Source organism: Pseudomonas sp. NPDC086566 (assembly GCF_050280885.1).
GTDB lineage: Bacteria > Pseudomonadota > Gammaproteobacteria > Pseudomonadales > Pseudomonadaceae > Aquipseudomonas > Aquipseudomonas vlassakiae.
This window is the reverse complement of record NZ_JBNNWD010000025.1, coordinates 1-4,742: the sequence shown is the minus strand read 5'-3', so window position 1 is coordinate 4,742 and position 4,742 is coordinate 1. Positions and strand designations below refer to the sequence as shown.

Sequence of the window (4,742 nt, the reverse complement as noted above, 5' to 3'; positions counted from 1 at the left end):
TTGCCAGCAGGTAAAAATCATACTCCTCATTCGTCACCTTGAACTTCGACATGGAAAAACTACTAAGCTTTACCTCATGAAGCGGCTTACTGTTCCCATCAGCATCATATTGAATTTTTTCCAAACCATACTCAGCACCGAAATCCCCCATCAGGTATTTGCCACCCTCAACATACACCTGCCGCTCGACTACCTTCTTAATAAAAGCCTCAACCCTTTCAGGATCCACTTGCGGAGCACTAGCTACATTGCTGCTGACTTCCTGGCCGCACCCAGCAATAGCTGAAGCGACCAAAACGAGACTAATATTCAGATACGCCCTCATACTTCCCCCCACCTAAAATCAAATTCACTGCAATCAGGGCCAAAACTACAGCGCTCAGGGAAATTGGGGTTATTACCGTAATTCAGCCTGTAGTATTCGGTGCTATTCATAGTAAGCGCATACCCCCAACTGCTTTCCAACCTGATAACCATTTCGAATGGCGTACAATTCGTCCTTCGCCCTGCGAAGATCATCATCGCGATCGAACCCAATTTGGCACTTGCATTAAGCGCTTTCGCCCTGAAACATCTGCAAACCTGGGTGTTAACACCGTAATTCAGCCTCTAGCATTCCGTTTCATTTATCGCAAACGCCATTATCGCCCTAACAAATTCGCGAACCTGACGATCTAACCTCAATTGACAGGAACAGTGCTGTTTACGACGCAGCGAGCAGTTTTGTTGGAGATGGAGAGAACAACTTTATCCCGCCATTTTTCCTGCCTCGTTACGTCTGGATTGGAATAATATCGATGAACATTTACTCCGCCCCCCACTGTGCATTGGCATAATCAGCGCCCCGCATTACCTTGGCGAATTTGTTATCCGTGTCGCGACCCTGGTAAACGGGCGCACTAGGCCCTTGAGGATTCAACTCAGGAGATTTGCTGTAATAATCAGGATCGTACCAATCACTGACCCACTCATAGCCATTATCAGACATGCCATACAATCCGAGGGGATTGGGTGGGAAACGATCGACCGGTAGAGATACCAATAGATCTGACTTCCACCCCAGAGCCTTGGCAAACTCTTTTCGGTCTCGCGATGTTGATATATTTATGCCTTGCGGACCACCACTGCCATCTCGATTGTAAAGCTCATCGGTTATTTTGTAGGTCCCATCATCTGTAGCTACGGCAAGAAACTGCCCCCTGCTCCGCGCCGCGAACTCCCATTGCGCTTCAGTAGGTAATGAGAAAGGCAACCCACTTATAGCTCCCAACCAATTGCAGTAGTTGTCAGCCTGATACCAATCTACATGCGCAGGCAATGTAGGGTCAGCACTCAAAACCATCAGACGCCTAGAGTCTGTGCTCTCCGCATCTTCCGCAGGCAAGAGAAGACCATTAGCTTTTAAATAAAATTGATACTCCTTATTCGTCACCTTGAAGCGCGCAATCGAAAAGCCACTTAGCTTCACCGGATGCAGAGGCTTGCTATGCTTATGAGTATCGTACTGAATCTTCTGCTCTCCAAATTCGACACCAAAATCCCCCATCAAAAACTCCCCCCCATCAACGAAAACCTGACGCATAACTATCTCTCTAACAAAATCTTCTACTTCTCCAAGCTCAGCGTTCGACACACTCAAGTCATCATCGCCGACTCCCTGACCACAAGCGCCCAACATCGCGAGAATTAGAGCGGACGGCACAAATATAGCGACTTTCATCTTATCAACTCCACCTAAAGTCAACTTCTCGACATCTCAAACCAAAGTCGCATCGACCAGGAAAACCTGGATTAATGCCACCATTGAGCCTGTAATACTCAGTATTATTCATCGTAAGCGCATACTCCACATTACTTTCCGCCCTGATGCACTGCCGAACGGAATACAGCTCATCCTTTGCTTTGCGCAGATCATCATCGCGATTTAAGCCAAGCTGCAAAAACTCTACCAAGCCTCGCTCTTGTTTTTCTTCGATAATCGCTTCGTCCCCATTGCTGGCCCGACTATGCCCATCAACCGTCACCCGACAAAGAACTTTGCGCCACTCCGCAAGAGTTTGAATACTTCTCAAAACCCAGACAACTGCTTCCTTTCGCCGCTGATATATATCAAGCGTCACACCAACACCGCGATTATCAGGATCAAGAACGTCCCACTTGCTATGCCTGGTCAACAAATAAATCAGAATACCTTTAGATTCCGGAGTAAACGCCAGCATTTCCAAGCGCCGGGATATTGTATTTTCTGCCAAGGCATTCCTTTGCCTGGAAGATTCAATATGCTTGACCGAGCTATCTGCTAATGCGCGCAATCTATCTCCTAGACCCTCAAGCACGCCCTTCAAGTCATTAGCCATTTCAGAATATTGGCTATACATATTAAAACCAACACTGGCAAAACCGAGCACGCAGAGTCTGCTATAAATACCAAAAGCGTCTTCATCAACAACAGAAAAGAATCCATAGTCCAACTGATGAAGCTGATACACCAACCACGCCCCAAACTCCGCAATCGAGTTAGTACCCACCTCAAAAATAAGCCCGCCCTTGGCCCCGTAGCCCCAACACAGGCTGGCAGCAACATGAAAGCAAAACTTGCCGTTAATGAACGTGCAGTGAAACTTCCCACTCGCGCCAACACCTGCCAACCCGCCTATGCTCGGCGCAATCGTGCAAAAGTCCGTGAACTCGCCACTGGACATCAGCATGCCCGCTGTCCAGTGCTCCGGAGTAATCGGCCCTGCTGGCTTCAACCCCTGTTAACTATTTTCAGTAAATCAGTTAAGCAACTTGGGGCTGCCTAGCGGCCCCAATGTACCTTTACTGACTGGTTATCCTTCAGGTTGCCTTGCATTCAAGCGCCAGCAAAGGCCTCACCAGCAAGACTCAGCGCCTCCCGCGGACCTGACGATCTAACCTCGACTAACAGGAACAGGGCTGTTTATGACGCAACGAGCGGTTTTGTCGGTAATTATGCGACTATCCTTATCCAGAATAATATTTTTCCTGATTGCATCAGGTGGACTATACTTGCGCCGAACATTAAATCCTCCTCCCCATCGCGCGTCAGCAACGTCAACACCCCGCATAACTTTGGCATATTTGTTACCCGTTTCTTTGCCTTTATAAACAGGGGCAAGTGGCCCCTGTGGGTCCTTCACAGGAGAGGTACGGTAATAATCGGGGTCATACCAGTCACTCACCCACTCAAAGCCGTTGTCAGACATCGCATACAGCCCCAATGGATTGGGTGGAAATTGATCAACCGGGAGTGATATCAGACTATCAACCTTCCAACCCAATGCTTTGGCAAACTCTTTTCGATCTCTGGTCGTGGAAATATTGATACCTTGCGGCCCTCCGCTTCCGTCACGGTTATACAACTCATCGGTTATTTTGTAAGTACCATCATCAGTGGCGACCGCAAGAAATTTCCCTCTGCTCCGAGCGGCGTACTCCCATTGGGCTTCAGTAGGCAGTGAGAATGGAAGACCACTTACAGCGCCAAGCCAACTACAGTATTTTTCAGCTTCATACCAATCAATATGCGCAGGAAGTTTTTGTTCACTGCGCATGAGCATGAAATATTTATAATCCACATCTTCATCCTCGACATCTGCTAATGACAGCTGATTTGCCATCAAATAAAATCCATACTCCTCATTTGTAACCTTAAACTTCGACATGGAAAAGCTACTAAGCTCCACTTCATGAAGCGGCTTACTATTTACATTGGCGTCATATTGAATTTTTTCCGACCCGTACTCAGCACCGAAATCCCCCATCAGGTATTTACCTCCCTCAACATATACTTGCCGCTCAACAATCTTCTCAATAAATACTGCAAGCTTTTCATTATCCACTTGCGGAACAGCAACCATACTACTTTTGACCTCCTGGCCGCATCCACCAAGAGCAGTAGCCACCATGACAAGACCGATGCTCAGATATCTCCTCATACCTCCCCCACCTAATATCAAATTCACCGCAGCCAAGGCCAAAATTGCAACGATCAGAAAAATTGGGTTAACAGCGTTATTTACGCCTGTAGTATTCCGTTCCACTTATCGCAAACACCATTTTCGCACTGACACATCCGCGAACCTGACGATCTAACCTCGACTTACAGGAACAGGGCTGTTTACAACACAGCGAGCAGTTTTGTCGGTAATTACACGGCGATCTTTATCTATAAACATATTTTTCGTGATTGCATCAGGTGGACTGTACCGGCGCCGAACATTATAGCCTCCGCCCCATTGCGCGTTGGCGTAATCAACACCCCGCAGGACCTTGGCATACTTATTATCCGTATCTTCTCCTTTATAAACGGGCGCAGGTGGACCCTGTGGATTCAGGACAGGAGAGGTGTGGTAATAATCAGGATCATACCAGTCACTTACCCATTCAAATCCATTATCAGACATTGCATACAGCCCTAATGGGTTGGGTGGAAAACGATCAACCGGGAGTGATGTAAAACTTTGAACTTTCCATCCCATAGCCTTGGAAAACTCCTCTCGATCTCTGATCGTAGAAATATTAATACCTCGTGGACCGCCACTCCCATCGCGATTGTAGAACTCATCAGTTACCTTATAAGTACCATCATCCGTGGCGACGGCAATAAATTGCCCTCTGCTCCGAGCGGCGTATTCCCACTGGGCTTCAGTGGGCAGTGAGAATGGAAGACCACTGACCACGCCAAGCCAATTGCAGTATTTTTCAGCCTCGTACCAGTC

5 protein-coding genes are annotated in these 4,742 nt (G+C 47.6%); all 5 read right to left on the bottom strand.

Features of this window, described 5'->3' with window-relative positions; genetic code table 11:
- The coding region (locus ACQKPS_RS26700; protein WP_427606276.1) for an SUMF1/EgtB/PvdO family nonheme iron enzyme at positions 1-325 on the bottom strand (325 nt) is incomplete at its 3' end.
- A gap of 480 nt (positions 326-805) precedes the next feature.
- Entirely contained in the window at positions 806-1,720 is a 915-nt protein-coding gene (locus ACQKPS_RS26695) for a formylglycine-generating enzyme family protein (RefSeq protein WP_427606274.1), read from the bottom strand.
- A 4-nt stretch (positions 1,721-1,724) separates the two neighbouring features.
- Entirely contained in the window at positions 1,725-2,708 is a 984-nt protein-coding gene (locus tag ACQKPS_RS26690; RefSeq protein WP_427606272.1) for a hypothetical protein, read from the bottom strand.
- A 204-nt stretch (positions 2,709-2,912) separates the two neighbouring features.
- On the bottom strand, positions 2,913-4,064 hold the full coding sequence (locus ACQKPS_RS26685; protein ID WP_427606270.1) for a formylglycine-generating enzyme family protein: 1,152 nt from the start codon (positions 4,062-4,064) through the stop codon (positions 2,913-2,915).
- 48 nt (positions 4,065-4,112) lie between these two features.
- Positions 4,113-4,742: formylglycine-generating enzyme family protein (locus tag ACQKPS_RS26680; RefSeq protein WP_427606268.1), on the bottom strand; the 630-nt coding region annotated here is incomplete at its 5' end.

Excerpts from the sequence above, each read along its gene's own strand:
- ACQKPS_RS26695 (WP_427606274.1), bottom strand. The coding sequence starts at position 1,720 with ATGAAAGTCGCTATATTTGTGCCGTCCGCTCTAATTCTCGCGATGTTG.
- ACQKPS_RS26690 (WP_427606272.1), bottom strand. The coding sequence starts at position 2,708 with ATGCTGATGTCCAGTGGCGAGTTCACGGACTTTTGCACGATTGCGCCG.